At 37.3% G+C, this 13,872-nt stretch carries 15 protein-coding genes; 8 read left to right on the forward strand and 7 right to left on the reverse strand.

Annotation, left to right across the window (positions count from 1 at the left end; genetic code table 11):
• On the forward strand, positions 1–548 hold a 548-nt coding region (locus WKI77_RS05490; RefSeq protein ID WP_337860821.1), incomplete at its 5' end, for a hypothetical protein.
• A gap of 96 nt (positions 549–644) precedes the next feature.
• On the opposite strand, the gene WKI77_RS05495 is transcribed toward WKI77_RS05490, so the two are convergent.
• Together WKI77_RS05495 and WKI77_RS05500 are read right to left on the reverse strand one after the other, a co-directional pair.
• Entirely contained in the window at positions 645–959 is a 315-nt protein-coding gene (locus WKI77_RS05495; RefSeq protein ID WP_337860822.1) for a hypothetical protein, read from the reverse strand.
• Positions 960–1,012: 53 nt separating this feature from the next.
• Positions 1,013–1,849, reverse strand: coding sequence for an aldo/keto reductase (locus WKI77_RS05500; protein WP_337860823.1), 837 nt, complete (start codon positions 1,847–1,849; stop codon positions 1,013–1,015).
• Positions 1,850–2,092: 243 nt separating this feature from the next.
• On the opposite strand from WKI77_RS05500, the gene sucC reads away from it, so the two are divergent.
• The 5 genes from sucC (at position 2,093) to WKI77_RS05525 (ending at position 7,354) form a co-directional block, all read left to right on the forward strand.
• Entirely contained in the window at positions 2,093–3,193 is a 1,101-nt protein-coding gene (sucC, locus tag WKI77_RS05505) for an ADP-forming succinate--CoA ligase subunit beta (protein ID WP_337860824.1), read from the forward strand.
• A gap of 1 nt (position 3,194) precedes the next feature.
• Positions 3,195–4,049 carry a succinate--CoA ligase subunit alpha gene (gene sucD / locus WKI77_RS05510; RefSeq protein WP_337860825.1) on the forward strand — a complete coding sequence of 285 codons (855 nt, stop codon included), beginning with the start codon at positions 3,195–3,197 and terminating at the stop codon, positions 4,047–4,049.
• 45 nt (positions 4,050–4,094) lie between these two features.
• Positions 4,095–4,379 carry a hypothetical protein gene (locus WKI77_RS05515; protein ID WP_337860826.1) on the forward strand — a complete coding sequence of 95 codons (285 nt, stop codon included), beginning with the start codon at positions 4,095–4,097 and terminating at the stop codon, positions 4,377–4,379.
• Between the two features lie 124 nt (positions 4,380–4,503).
• On the forward strand, positions 4,504–6,402 hold the full coding sequence (locus tag WKI77_RS05520; protein ID WP_337860827.1) for a 2-oxoacid:ferredoxin oxidoreductase subunit alpha: 1,899 nt from the start codon (positions 4,504–4,506) through the stop codon (positions 6,400–6,402).
• Between the two features lie 10 nt (positions 6,403–6,412).
• Positions 6,413–7,354, forward strand: a complete 942-nt coding sequence (locus WKI77_RS05525; protein ID WP_337860828.1) for a 2-oxoacid:ferredoxin oxidoreductase subunit beta — start codon at positions 6,413–6,415, stop codon at positions 7,352–7,354.
• Positions 7,355–7,377: 23 nt separating this feature from the next.
• On the opposite strand, the gene WKI77_RS05530 is transcribed toward WKI77_RS05525, so the two are convergent.
• The 5 genes from WKI77_RS05530 to mdh all read right to left on the reverse strand — a co-directional run bounded on the left by WKI77_RS05530 (position 7,378) and on the right by mdh (position 12,275).
• Positions 7,378–7,728, reverse strand: a complete 351-nt coding sequence (locus tag WKI77_RS05530; protein WP_337860829.1) for a succinate dehydrogenase — start codon at positions 7,726–7,728, stop codon at positions 7,378–7,380.
• A complete protein-coding gene (locus WKI77_RS05535; protein ID WP_337860830.1) occupies positions 7,725–8,600 on the reverse strand; it encodes a CoB--CoM heterodisulfide reductase iron-sulfur subunit B family protein in 876 nt (291 codons plus the stop codon). Before WKI77_RS05535 ends, WKI77_RS05530 begins: the two co-directional genes overlap by 4 nt.
• Positions 8,597–9,538: a succinate dehydrogenase/fumarate reductase iron-sulfur subunit gene (locus WKI77_RS05540; RefSeq protein ID WP_337860831.1), complete on the reverse strand. Its 942-nt coding sequence runs from the start codon at positions 9,536–9,538 to the stop codon at positions 8,597–8,599. Before WKI77_RS05540 ends, WKI77_RS05535 begins: the two co-directional genes overlap by 4 nt.
• On the reverse strand, positions 9,539–11,233 hold the full coding sequence (locus WKI77_RS05545; protein WP_337860832.1) for a succinate dehydrogenase flavoprotein subunit: 1,695 nt from the start codon (positions 11,231–11,233) through the stop codon (positions 9,539–9,541). It abuts the gene before it with no gap.
• Positions 11,234–11,306: 73 nt separating this feature from the next.
• Positions 11,307–12,275: a malate dehydrogenase gene (gene mdh / locus WKI77_RS05550; RefSeq protein ID WP_337860833.1), complete on the reverse strand. Its 969-nt coding sequence runs from the start codon at positions 12,273–12,275 to the stop codon at positions 11,307–11,309.
• A 102-nt stretch (positions 12,276–12,377) separates the two neighbouring features.
• On the opposite strand from mdh, the gene pdxS reads away from it, so the two are divergent.
• Together pdxS and pdxT are read left to right on the forward strand one after the other, a co-directional pair.
• Positions 12,378–13,370, forward strand: a complete 993-nt coding sequence (gene pdxS, locus WKI77_RS05555) for a pyridoxal 5'-phosphate synthase lyase subunit PdxS (RefSeq protein WP_337860834.1) — start codon at positions 12,378–12,380, stop codon at positions 13,368–13,370.
• A 20-nt stretch (positions 13,371–13,390) separates the two neighbouring features.
• A partial coding sequence (pdxT, locus tag WKI77_RS05560; protein ID WP_337860835.1) for a pyridoxal 5'-phosphate synthase glutaminase subunit PdxT occupies positions 13,391–13,872 on the forward strand: 482 nt, incomplete at its 3' end.

Here is a 13,872-nt window from a genome sequence, read left to right on the forward strand (position 1 = left end):
ATTCAACTGGTGATACTAAAATTTTTATTTTTAGGCCTTCAAAACTGGCTACAAAATATAAAGATTATAATCCATCAAAAAATTTTCAAATATGGCTGAAATCAGAGACCGAAAGATTCAGGCCAAATCATCTGCGAATTTTGATAGATTTAAATCTGAGAAGCAGAAGCAGGCCGGAAATTAAGGCAGAATTATTATCAGCTTTTGATTCGATTTATTATGGAACAAGTCCGGATTATGCTCTTCGTTTTTTAATTAAAGAGGATTTCCAGTTATACTTAAATGATTTGATGGTTATAGGAACATTACATCAATTGATGTTGCTGGAACAGGAATACTCTTATAATAAAGAAAGCCATTTTGATCCCTCTAGCCTGTTTCTTCAGGGCTGGGTAAGGGAATTTATAGATTCCCCAAAGGAACTGGATAATATGTGCATGAGTGTTGCACACGGGCAACCACCGCTGGCAAAGTATGTATCGTATGAAAATAAAAAAGATAAAAAGCATAAAGACAAATTAGAAAATCTCTGGTATATAAAAGGTTAGAATTATTTTTGACAGTGAATAAATTAGATCATTTTTATAAATAACAAATTATCAGAATCCATTGAACAGTAATATAAACAACTAGTTTTCAAAGCCTCAATATATTGATTTTTCCGGTTCCTTTTCTACATTAATGTCTATATAAACAATCTCTCTCCATGAAAAACTTTTTTTAACCCTTGAATTATTATAATAATAGTTGCCAGAGAAAAATAGATTGCCCCTGTCATTATATTTTATTGCTGAAATAGACAAAAATTTATACTCTCCGTTGTCTGTATAAACATTTACTGTAAAATCATATAGAAAAGCATATGCCAGTGTTTTTTTTACATCTTCCATATCCATCTCTGCCCTATTATCTGATTCTCCAAGCCTACCACCGCAGAAAGATATCTGTGCTATTATCATTTCGCTCACTTCATTAATCTAAATATCTTATTTATACTTATTTTAAAGTAATGTTATAGCTTACTTTCAAGATATTGCATTTCATCTTCTTTAAGAACAATATCAGAATATTTTGCATTTTGCAATACATGGGTACTGTTAGATGCACGTGGTATGGGAAATACATTATTATTTCTGCTAATTAAATATGAAAGAGCTATGTTTGCATTGGGAACGTCTCCAATGCTCTCTCTTATATGATCAAAATACTTATTAAATTGTGGCTGAGTTACCTTTCCATGGCCAAGGGGAAAATACGCCATCACTGCTATATGGTTTTTCTCACAATAATCAATAATAGTTTTCTGGCTTTTTCTGTGAAAAATATTATAATTAATCTGCATCGATGAAATTTCATATTTTGAGAGCATTCCCTGGGCACGTTTTAGCTGGTTTAATGTAAAATTGCTCAATCCGATATATTTCATTTTTCCCTGGGTTATCATCTTTTCCATGGCTCTTAGAGTTTTTTTAAGGTCTATTGCAGGATTTGGAAAATGTATCTGCTCCAGGTCAACATAGGATGTATTCAGATTTTTCAAGCTTTTATTCAATGTTCTTTCCAGAGATTTTGGATACAGATGGGTTGGAAAAACCTTTGATGCGATAAATAATTCATCCCTTTTATAATCTTTTATAGCAGATCCTATAATTTTTTCAGTTCTGTATAGTTCTGCTGTATCAATAAGATTTATGCCATTGTCCATCCCTGCTTTCAAAGCATTGATTTTCTGTTCCTTCCCAGTATATATGTTCAAATAAGATTTGAAGATCCATCGTATATCGTAGTAAGTCCCCATTCCAATGGTTGATGCTTTAAAAGAAGTATTTCCGAATGCCCTGTATATCATAGCACCATAATAGCAATACCAATTTAAAAACATTTTTATTTCCCTGATAAACAACGGTGCAGTTAAAAGGCTGCTCAAACCTGTATTATTAATGCAATTCAATCATTTTAAGAATCCAGGATTGGGGAAATACCAGCGAACGTCCATGCCTTCACAGCTTTTAAGAATGTCCAGGAATTAATGTTCAACTTATTGCCTGAAAAATAATATTATATATTCTTTATTCATATATTGCCGATTGCAATGAACCTTTATGAATACATGGGGAAAGAAATTTTCAGCAAGTATGGGATACCTGTACCCGATGGATATGTAATAGAAAATGTTGGTGAGTTAAGAAAATTTGAATATCCAGTAGCTATTAAAGCGCAGATACTTTCAGGGAAAAGAGGTAAAGCTGGCGGAATAAAATTTGCAAAGAACAGCAAGGAACTTGCAGAAGATGCAAACCAACTTCTTAATTCTACAATAAATAACCTCACAGTTAAAAAATTGCTTATTGAACGAATGCTGAACATTAAGAAAGAAATATATCTAAGCATCACGCTTGACCGCGCTTCAAAGGCACCGGTAATAATACTTTCCCCAGATGGTGGAATGGAAATAGAAAGCGTTCCAGAAGAGAATATCCATAAAATACATATTGATCCTTTAATAGGCTATTCCGATTATATAGCAAGGGAAGCATTGTCATTTCTGAATATTGAAAATAAAAAGCAATTCAGTAAGCTTCTATCTTCACTTTACAATGCATTTGTCGGAGAAGATGCATTGCTTACCGAAATAAATCCTCTTGTTATAGATTCTGAAAATAATATAATTGCAGGTGATTCTAAAGTAATAATAGACGACAATGCAATGTACAGGCATCCTGATTATATGATAAGTGATCCTGACAAGACTTCCTTAGAAAATGAAGCAGCATCAAAAAGTTTTACATTTATTGAAATGGATGGTGACATAGGTGTTATAGCCAATGGAGCCGGCCTTACAATGGCAACAATGGATTCATTAACACTGCATAAGTTAAAGCCAAGGAATTTTCTTGATCTTGGTGGTACAGATAATACAGAAATAGTTGAAGATGCATTTTCTTTTGTAATGAGGGCAAGGCCAAAACTCATATTTGTAAATATATTTGGCGGTGTTACAAAAGCCGATACAGTTGCCAATGGAATAGTATCATCAAAAAAGAAATTCGACATAAAGCAACCGATAGTTGTGAGACTAAGCGGAGTCCATGAAGAAGAGGGGCAAAAGATACTTCTTGATAGCGGCATAAAAGCATTTACAAACATGACAGATGCAGTTAAAGAGCTGTCAAGAATCCAGGGGGTTGAATAATATGGTTATAATAAGCAAAAAAACTAAGGTAATAGTGCAGGGCATGACAGGCCACCAGGGAGCTTTCCATTCCGGGGAAATGATCAAATTTGGAACAAATGTAGTGGCAGGAGTTTCTCCAGGCAAAGCAGGAACAAAAGTAAACGGCGTTGATATATACAATAACGTTGCAGACACACTTAAGCTTGAACCGGATGCTTCAATGATATCTGTTCCAGCACCATTTGTTAAAGATGCTGCGCTGGAGGCCATTGAAAATGGGATAAAATTAATATACATACTTACTGAGCATGTTCCTGTCCATGATACAATGGAATTATATCATGAAGCAAGAAGAAAAGGAGTTTTCATGATAGGCCCAAACAGCCCTGGAATAACTGTTCCCGGCCAGGCAAAAATCGGAATAATGCCGAATAATATATTCAGAACAGGAGACGTTGCAATAGCATCCAGAAGCGGAACACTTACATACGAAATAGTAAAAGCTGTTACAGATGCAGGATTCGGCGAAAGTACAGTTATAGGCTTAGGAGGAGATCCAATAATAGGAACAACATTCTCTGATATAATTAAGATATTCAACGACGATCCACAGACAAAACAGATAGTTCTTGTTGGTGAAATCGGTGGAAGTGAAGAGGAGAAGGCAGCAGCATATATTAAAAAATATGTAAAAAAGCCTGTAACAGGATATATTACCGGCATCAGTGCTCCTCCAGGAAAGAAAATGGGGCATGCAGGAGCAATTATAGAAAAAGGAACCGGAACTGCAGAATCAAAGATAAAAGCATTCGAGGATGCTGGCATAAAAGTAGCAAACTATCCGGATGATATACCATCTTTATTGAAAAAATAATTGCATTATAAACTATATTTATATATTTTAATTTCATTTCATTTTATGAAACCCAATATTAATTTTGAAAAATTAAAGAATTATGTACTGGAAAATTCTTCATATAGATTATATACAGAAGGAAATAATTTTGAATTGCATTTCATTCCCAATGCGCCAGAAGCTGAAGCCCATTTTCCCGACGGCGAAGAAGTTGAACATGTAATGTATGGATACATCAGCGGCGAAATCGCATATTTCACTAAATTTGTCACAACATCTGCTTTTGGAAAAACGGAAATAAACATAATAGATGACGATCCTGTCATGGAATGGATAAAATACATATAAAAAATTCAAATTATATATAACCAATTCAAATATTCGTGAATAAATTATATATTATTTAAAACAATCTACTTATAATCCAATAATAAAGTTTTTAAATTAAATTAGGCTTATGATATCGATAAGAATGCAGGAAACTGATATCAATCTTCTTGTGGGAGGTCCACAAGGCGGAGGAATAGATAGTGCTGCAAATATGATTAGTATGGCATTTTCATTGGCCGGCTATAATATTTACGGAATAAGAGAGTTCCATTCCAATATTAAGGGAAGGCATAGTTACATACATTTTAGAATAATGCATGAAAGGCCAAAGTCGCTGAAATATCCAGTGGATATAATGGTGGCTCTGGATCCTGATACACTGTTCGAACATGTGTTTGATGTGGCAAAGGGATCGAAAGTTGTTTATGATTCAGCATTTGACGGATTCAACCTGAAAAATGCCAGAATGATCACAAGTGATACTCTAGGTCGCATAGAAGAGGAACTTGCATCCAGGAATTTAACGCTGGACATTCAAGGAGTGCTGAAATATTTTAAAGATACTGGCATAGATGTAATAGCACTTCCATTTGATAAAATTATTAATGAAAACATTCATGGAGGGCCAGCCAACCGTTATTATAATACACTTGGGGCAGGAATAACACTTGCTGTGCTTGGCCTGGATCAGGATCACACAGATTCCGGAATAAAATTTGCATTCAGAAAGAAGCCGAAAGTAATAGAATCCAACCTTCAGGTTATAAAAGCTGCTTATGATTATGTGGAGAAATCTACAATTAAAGCCGAGGTACTTCCAATATACCCGGCAATACCGAGAATGCTTCTTACAGGCAATGATGCAACTGCTCTTGGAAAATTAATGGGTGGGCTCAGATTCCAGACATATTATCCAATTACGCCCGCAAGCGATGAAAGCACATTGCTTGAAAGCCATGAGGAAATGGAGTTTCTTAAAACTGCAGGAAAAGATTTAAAAAAGGCAGGGCTTGTAGTGGTCCAGTGTGAAGATGAATTGTCTGCAATAAATATGGCAAACGGTGCAGCCTTAACTGGAGCCAGGAGCGCAACGGCAACATCAGGCCCAGGATTCTCTCTAATGGCAGAAGGCATAGGTTATGCTGGAATGACCGAAATCCCTGTTGTTATTACATTTTATCAGAGAGGAGGCCCTTCAACAGGATTGCCAACAAGGAATGGCCAGGCTGATTTAATGTTTGCATTAAATACAGGGCATGGGGAATTTCCGAAAATAGTCATGTCTTCCGGTGACATGGAAGAGTGCATATATGACGGAATGAAATCATTGAACTATGCCCAAAAGTATCAGATGCCTGTTATACATTTAATTGACAAAACTCTGGCAAATACAATGGACCTTGTTCCTGATATTGATGTTAAAAAAGTCAAAATAGAGAAATATATGGAAAACACAAATCATGAAAACTTCAAAAGGTATTCACTGAATACTGAGAACGGAGTATCACCCTATGGCGTACTTGGAAAGGATATATTCTGGATGACAGGTGACGAGCATGATGAACTCGGGCATGTTACAGAAGATACAACAATGAGAGATAAAATGATGGAGAAGAGGATGCAAAAATTAGTTACAGTGGATAATGAAATACCTCTAGAAGACAAAGTAGTTCTCTATGGAGATGAAAATGCTGATATAACTTATATTACATGGGGAAGCCAGAAGAGCCTTTTGCTTGACACAATAGACGAGTTGAAGAAGCAAGGCATTTCAGCCAATCTTCTTTATTTAAGAATGTTCGAGCCATTCCCCTCAGATTACGTGGAGAAAGTCTTAAAGAATTCACATCTGATTATTGATGTAGAAAGCAATATGACCGGGCAGGCCGCAAAGGTAATAAGAATGAATACCGGCGTAAAAATAGATAATTTTATATTGAAATATAATGGGAGGCATATGACCCTTGACGAAATTCTTCGGTCAACAAAGAATATAATAGAAAAGAAACCTGCACTGGAAGTTCTCCAGGAAGGTTCATAAGGTGATTAAAATGCAGAAAAGTGAAGAAAAGAATAATTACAATTTCAGGAACAACATCACCATAGACTGGTGCCCTGGATGTGGCGATTTCGGTATAGTAAGTGCAGTGACACAGGCATTATCAGCAATGAAAATGGATCCTGAAGATGTTGTGGCAATATCTGGAATAGGATGCTCAGGCAAAACTCCGCATTATCTCAATATAGCCGGAGTCCATACACTGCATGGAAGGGCAATTCCATATGCTGTTGGTGTGAAACTGGCAAATCCAAACCTGAACGTCCTTGTCATGGGAGGCGATGGTGATTTATTGAGCATAGGTGTGGGCCATTTTGTCGGTGAAGGAAGAAGGAATTCAGGCGTTAAAGTTATATTATACAACAACTCGGTTTATGGGCTTACGAAGGGGCAGGCTGCACCTACACTGCCACTTGGTGAAAAGGTAAAGAGCCTCCCAAGGCCAAATATATTGGGAAAAATAAACCCGATTACACTGGCAATGGCATCAGGCTATTCCTTTGTAGCCAGAGGGTTCTCATCGGAAATTAAGCAGCTTTCAGAGATTATACAGAGAGCTATAAAACACGAAGGCTCAGCAATAATAGAAGTATTGCAGCCGTGCCCAACATATAACGATATAAACACACTTGACTGGTACAGGCAGCGTGTATATAAGCTCGAAGATGACAAAAGCTGGGATCCTGTTGTCAACAATAAGGAAGAAGATGAGAAAAAGTTTGACAGGGGATATAGAAGATCAATGGAATGGGGAGATCATATAGCTACAGGAATATTCTACGAAAACAATACAATACCAAGCTATACAAACAGATTAACAGGCATAGTTCCAGACTATCTAAAATATCCGCCAGCCATGCAGGATGTGTCTGATAAGGATGGATATACTATAGTGGACCCTGTAAAAACCTTTGAAGAAAAGGATGTAGAATAATAAAATAATTTTTTTAATAATATTTATTTGGCTTTTTCATTTTTATTTTTCATATCTGTAAGATATTTTTCTATATAAGCAATATCATTTTCTAGAGTTTTATCGTTTTCTTTTAACCATAGAAGGCCACCGGCCGAATCAACAACCGTTCCTGAAAATTTCATGTCGCCTACAAGCTGTTTCCAGTTAAATGGTATTTTAGATATAACAGACAGATACATTGCATTATTTGATTTTCTTACATGAAGCTTTCCATAAAATAAATCATCTTTTTTAAAATATACTTCAGTGGCAAATGCCGGAGCACCAGGCCTGGGCGGTATTTCAGATTGCCCTGTAATATCCAGCCCTTTTAAAAGGTCAGCATAATTCATGATATCCCCCTTGTTTTCAGGTAATCTGTAGACATTCTCGATAATCCAAGCTCTTTAGGAGAGTAACCAAACGATAATCCTATAAGCTGCGTTATGTAAAGGGCAGGAAGATTCCAGTCCTGCTTGAACTGTTTTTGGATTTTTGTCTGCGTTACGTCAAGCTGTAGATGGCACAGTGAGCAGGGATGAACAAGAATTTCGGAACCATTGTTTTTGGCGCTGGTTAATATGTTATTTGCCATCTTTAATGCTACAGGAGGATTTGATCCCATTAATGGAAAACCACAGCATGCGGATTTCATTGGAAATGCTACAGGGGTAGCGCCAGTAGCTGCAACAAGATCCATTACACTGTGCGGGTTGAATGCAGATTCAAATCCCATGACATTGGAAGGCCTTAACAGCTGGCATCCATAATATGTTCCAACTTTTATATCCTTTAAAGGCCTCTTAACATGTTTTTTTATATTTTCTATGCCAACATCCCGGATAAGAACCCATATGAAATGCTCTGATTCAACTCCATTATCATATTCCTCCATATTTGCTTCTTTTAATCTCTGATCCACATCTTCCTTGAGCACAGGGTCATTTTCGTATTTATCCACTGCAATTTTATGGGAATTCAGGCAAACACTGCATGGTGTAGCCATTTTATCGTATCCCATTTTCTCTACCTTTTCAAGATTTCTCAGATTCAGCGATGTATGTGACGATTCGTTTTTATCATCCATGAAACCTCCACCGCAGCAGTTCCAGTCATCGACCTCCATAAGTTCCAGATCAAGATCCCTGGCAATCAACTGCGTTGCTATATCCACATCTTTTGCTATTCCATGGGATGCACATCCCGGATAATACGCTACCTTCATTTTTTCTCACCCATCAATTTCCTTATTTCATCCATATTTTTTACTTTGCTGTCTTTTTCAAATGCATATTTGAATTTACCCGATTTCAGCATATCCACTGCGTCCTTCATTGCTTCACCAAAACCAAAGGTTTTAAGGTAAAGTGAAGATTCTTTTATTTTGCCAGTTGATTCTATAAGATTTTCAATAGCATCATCATGCTTTCTTGCCATTATAGTCACAGGTGTATCGCCCCTGTATTCATCCAGATAATTCTTTGTTTTCTTTATTGCTATTACAGGCTGTACGTCCTGTGGGCACACTTCATAGCACATATAACATGAAGTGCATCTGTAAGCACTGTCCATCAAAAGGCCGATTCTTTCTTCTTTTTTGGTATCTCTTTCATCATCTATAAACCTGAATCCCTTTGCGTGTGCTGCAGGGCCAAGGAACTTCTCATCTTCTTTAACTGACGGGCAGGCGGAAACGCAAAGCCCACAGTAAATGCATTCCTGAAACTTCCAGACCTCTGCCTGATCTTCTGGAGTCATTCGCTGTTCATTTTCTCCCGATAACACAGTTTCGTCAGCAACAAGCCTTGGCATTACTTTATACATTTTGTCATAAAATACATCAATATCGGTTATAAGGTCTCTGACTTCCGGATAATAATCCATGCTTTCAACATTTATTTCATTTTTTTCATCAGCTGCCTGCAATGCCATTGTTCTGCAGGCAAGCGCTGGTATGCCATTGATTTTCATAGAACAGCTCCCGCATACAGCCATATGGCATGATGCACGATATGCCAGCGTAGGATCCTGTTCAGATTTTATTCTTCTGAGGACCTCAGTCATCTGTGTGTATTTGTCCACGCTTAATTTGTAGGATTTCCAGAACGCACCGTCTTTTTCATTATATTTTTTTATGTTTACGGTTATCTCTTTTTCTTCCATTTAATACACCCTCGGTTCAGGTTTCCACCTTGTATATACAACAGGCTTGTATGAGATTTTGATTTCATCTCCTGCTAAATATGTTATTGAATGCTTCATCCAGTTCTTGTCATCCCTTACAGGGAAATCGTCACGGAAATGTGCACCCCTTGTTTCAGTCCTGTTCAATGCAGCTGTTGCCATAGCATAAGCAACATCTATCATATTCCTGGTTTCAAGGGCATTGAACAATTCAGTATTATAATTGGTTGTTTTATCACTGACATACATGGATTTAGATCTGACCCTTAAATCCTTTATTTTTGATATGGCCTGTGCCAGTTTGTCATTATCCCTGAATATGCCCACATTATCCCACATTATATCTCTGAGTTCTTCTGTCAGTATGCCGAAATGTTCTCCTGTTTCCCTTTTTATGTAAGCATATGCATTGTCAATTATTGGTTCTACATTGCTACTTGACTCTATTTTTTTATGGGATTTAAGGAATTCTATCATTGCATTTCCAGTTTCCCTTCCATAAACAACAGTTTCAAGAAGTGAATTTGATCCAAGGCGGTTTGCTCCATGCACAGAAACACATGCAGATTCCCCGGCGGAGAATACTCCATTTAAATCGTGATTTGTTCCAGTAATATCAACATCAATGCCACCCATAAAGTAATGCTGTGCTGGCCTTACCGGTATCATTTCCTCTGAAGCGTCAACGCCTGAGAAGTTTTTAGCTGCATCATATGCAAGTGATAATCTTTCAAGTATGTATTTTTTTCCAAGCTGCCTTAGATCAAGGCCAAGATAACCACCTTCAAAGCCTCTGCCTTCACGTATTTCAATTGTCATTGACCTTGAAACAATATCTCTTGGTGCAAGATCGAACTTATGTGGTGCATAACGTGCCATGAACCTTTCCCCCTTATTGTTCTTTAATATAGCTCCTTCTGCCCTTGCAGCCTCACTTATAAGTATATCAGATGGGTATAATCCAGTGGGATGGAACTGCACAAATTCTGGATCCTTCAATGCAACTCCAGATCTTAAGGCAATGCCCTGGCCATCGCCGGTATTGATATAGCTGTTCGTTGTATGCTTGTACATCATGCCTATTCCCCCGGAAGCTATAAGCAGTGCCCGGGATTTCAAGTATATGGGATCTAATGTTTTCATTTCCATTGCAACTAATCCATTAACATTGTTTCCTTCCTTAACTATGTCAAGAACATAGTATTCATTATAAAAATCAATATTTTTGAATCCAGTTGAGTGCTCAAACAGCGTATGCAATAATGCCATGCCAGTCTTATCAGCAATAAACCTTGTTCTGGGATATGTTTGCCCTCCAAAATACCTCAAAGCTATTCTTCCATCAGGCTGCCTGTTAAATGGAGCTCCCCAGGCATCCAGCAGATTAACTATATCGCCGGATTTTTTCGATAAAAGTTCAGCTGCATCCTGATCTACAAGATAATCTCCGCCTTTTACCTCATCATAGGACATAAAGTCTGGATCATCGTTTGGATCAGAATTGCCCATTACATATGCTGCGATTCCCCCCTCAGCTGCTGCTGAATGTGAACGTGTAGGGAAAACTTTTGAAACAACAGCAACAGAAAAACCTGCAGCTGCAACAATATTGGCAGCCATTAAACCTGCTAGCCCGCCTCCTAAAATAACTGCATCATACTCTTTTTTTTCCATTAAATTACCACCAGTATTTATTTTTTATGTTATAATATAATATAATAAAATATAATAGTTTTGTTTTTCGTTTTTAATGTGATGCGAAGTACTCATCAGCAAGTTTATTGTTCTTATTTACTGACTCAACGCTTTTCATCCATTCCTTCGCATCAGCCTCGCTGAACTTCAGGTCATATATTTCTTCAACGCCGTTCTTTCCAATTTTTATTGGAACTCCTATGAAGGCATTGCTAATTTTATAATTCTCTGCATGCTTTCCGGTGAGATAAGCAGCGCATGGAATTACTCTGTGCTCGTCATTTATTACTGCTTCAACCATAACAGATATTGATATGGAGGGGGCATAAAATGCAGTGCCAGTTTTGTAATAATTCAGTATCTCGCCGCCGCCAAATCTTGTTCTTTTAATAATTTCCTGAATCTTTTCCTCGCTGAGCAGATCAGATATTGGTATCCCTGCAACACTGGAGTAATGGATAAATGGAACCATATCATCGCCGTGGCCTCCCACTACAAACGCATTAACGTCCCTTACTGATACATCAAGTGCTTCGGCAAGGAAAGTCCTGAATCTGGAACTGTCCAGTGATCCTCCAAGGCCGATAATTCTTTCCGGGCTTATTCCAGATGCTTTTTCAATTGCATATGCCATTATATCTGCTGGATTTGTTACTGCTATTACTATGGAATCTGGTGAGTATTTCTTTATCTTTTCGCCAACATCTTTCATTATTCCTATGTTTTTTACTAAAAGGTCATCCCTGCTCATTCCGGGCTTTCTTGCAAGCCCTGCTGTTACAACGATTACATCTGATCCTTTCATGTTTTCATATTCCTTCGGATCCTGTGTGCAGAATCCTTTCAATTTGCAATCAAATCCAAAATGCGGTGCACCTTCCTGTATATCAAGGGCTTTTCCCTGTGCAACTCCGTCAACTATATCAAAAATATTTATGTCAGCAATATCCTTAATAGCCAGTACCTGGGCCACACTTGCGCCAACTGCTCCTGCACCTATAATAGAAATCTTCTTGTCCATATAACAGTATGGGCATTAAAATTAAATATTTTTGTATTGTCCTGAAAGTATTCATCGATTTAAAAGCAAAACGTAAATATTCATTTATTATGTACAATTATTATGATAGATTTAACTAAAATGAAGTTTGGGGATGAACTCTTAAAGCGTGGTTTTGCGAAAATGACAAAGGGCGGCGTTGTAATGGATGTTACCAATGCAGAACAGGCTAAAATAGCTGAAAAAGCCGGTGCTGTTGCTGTAATGGCTCTTGAAAGAGTTCCATCAGATATAAGAGCCCAGGGCGGTGTGGCGAGAATGTCCGATCCTTTAAAAGTAAAAGAAATTTTAGAATCGGTTTCAATTCCTGTTATGGCAAAGGTAAGAATAGGGCACCTCAGTGAAGCATACATACTGGAATCACTTGGGGTTGACATGCTGGATGAGAGTGAGGTTTTAACACCAGCAGATCCGTTTTACCATATAAATAAAAAGCTATACAAGGTACCTGTAGTTTGTGGCGCCAGAACATTTCCAGAGGCTGTAAGAAGAATATTTGAAGGTGCAGCAATGATAAGGACAAAAGGAGAGGCCGGAACTGGAAACATAATTGAAGCCATGAGGCATATCAGAACAGTTACCGATGGCATATATATATTGAACTCACTGACTTCGGATGAACTTTACAGTGTTGCAGAAAATATCGCAAAGGGTTATATTACTTTGAGAATGCAGACTGCTTCTGATCTCTACGGGCCTGACAGGGAGATGCCATATGATAATGTATATTACGGCATGGATTACAGAGAAATATCCAGTGAACTGTTTAAAATTATAAAAGAAATAAAACATGCAAAGAGATTACCTCTTGTGAATTTTGCTGCAGGTGGAATAGCAACACCTGCTGATGCAGCACTGATGATGAAAATGGGCATGGATGGAGTATTCGTTGGAAGCGGCATTTTTAAATCAGAGAATCCACAGAGAATGGCCGAGGCAATTGTAAATGCAACAGAAAATTATGAGGATTATAAATTGCTTGCAGATGTTTCATCCGGGCTTGAGGGAATGCATGGGCTTGATATTTCCGAAATAGAAAAACTGCAGAACAGATAAATTATTTTTAATGATTTTTTATGAAAATAGGAATTCTGAATATTCAGGGAGATGTTTCAGAGCACTTTGCAATGATCAGGAAGTTGCCAAAAAAATATGGTGCAGTGCCCGTAAATGTTAAAACAATAAATGATCTGGATGGCCTATCCGGCTTAATAATTCCAGGAGGAGAGAGTACAGTAATATACATGCTGCTGAAAAGATCTGGAATGTACGATAAAATTATTGAAATGGCCAATTCTGGTCTTCATATTATGGGTACATGTGCTGGGGCAATTTTAATTTCAAAAGATACCGGTGACGAAAGAGTTCATGGTATGGGAATAATGGATATTACAATCCAGAGAAATGCCTATGGCAGGCAAATTAATTCTTTTATAAAACAAATTGATATAAATGGAATAGGCAATTTTAACGCTGTATTTATTCGTGCTCCAGAAATTGAATTTACAGGAAAGGCACAGGTTTTATCCTCACTTGGCAATAAGCCAGTATTTGCAGT

This window comes from Ferroplasma sp. (genome assembly GCF_037442045.1).
GTDB lineage: Archaea > Thermoplasmatota > Thermoplasmata > Thermoplasmatales > Thermoplasmataceae > Ferroplasma.